Annotated in this window: 1 protein-coding gene; it reads left to right on the top strand. The window is 64.9% G+C overall.

All coding sequences use genetic code 11. The annotated features are described in order from the left end of the window. Window positions 1-379, top strand: a 379-nt coding sequence (locus tag GPA27_RS28760; RefSeq protein ID WP_211165333.1) for a hypothetical protein, incomplete at both ends; no start/stop codon positions are given.

Below are 379 nucleotides of genomic sequence, written 5' to 3'. Positions count from 1 at the left end.
GGATGCGCTCGATGCGAGCCGCTTCGCCAAGGTGGACCCGGATCAGCGCATCACAGTGCAGCAGAGCAGGCTCATCACCGACTGCGCCGAGATACATCAGGCCGACACCACGGCGGTGGAAGAGAAGATCGCCCTGACCCTGCGCCTCGAGTCCGACATGCTGGCCCTGCCGGACGTGACCGGCGCCCCCTACAACGGCTTCTTCGAGGGGGAGAGCCGCCTCTGGCTTGCCAACAGCCAGGGCAGCATCTGTGAACATCAGGAATTCAGCGTCGGCTGCCACAGCTCCGCTCTCATCGAGCGGGAGGGCCGCCAGTCCATGCACTACCAGGGACAGTACGCACGGCGCTTCGACGAGTTGGAGAGCCAGCCTCTCATC

Origin of the sequence: Aromatoleum toluolicum (genome assembly GCF_012911005.2) — a bacterium.
GTDB classification, from domain to species: Bacteria; Pseudomonadota; Gammaproteobacteria; order Burkholderiales; family Rhodocyclaceae; genus Aromatoleum; species Aromatoleum toluolicum.
This window is presented reverse-complemented; position numbering and strand designations above follow the sequence as displayed.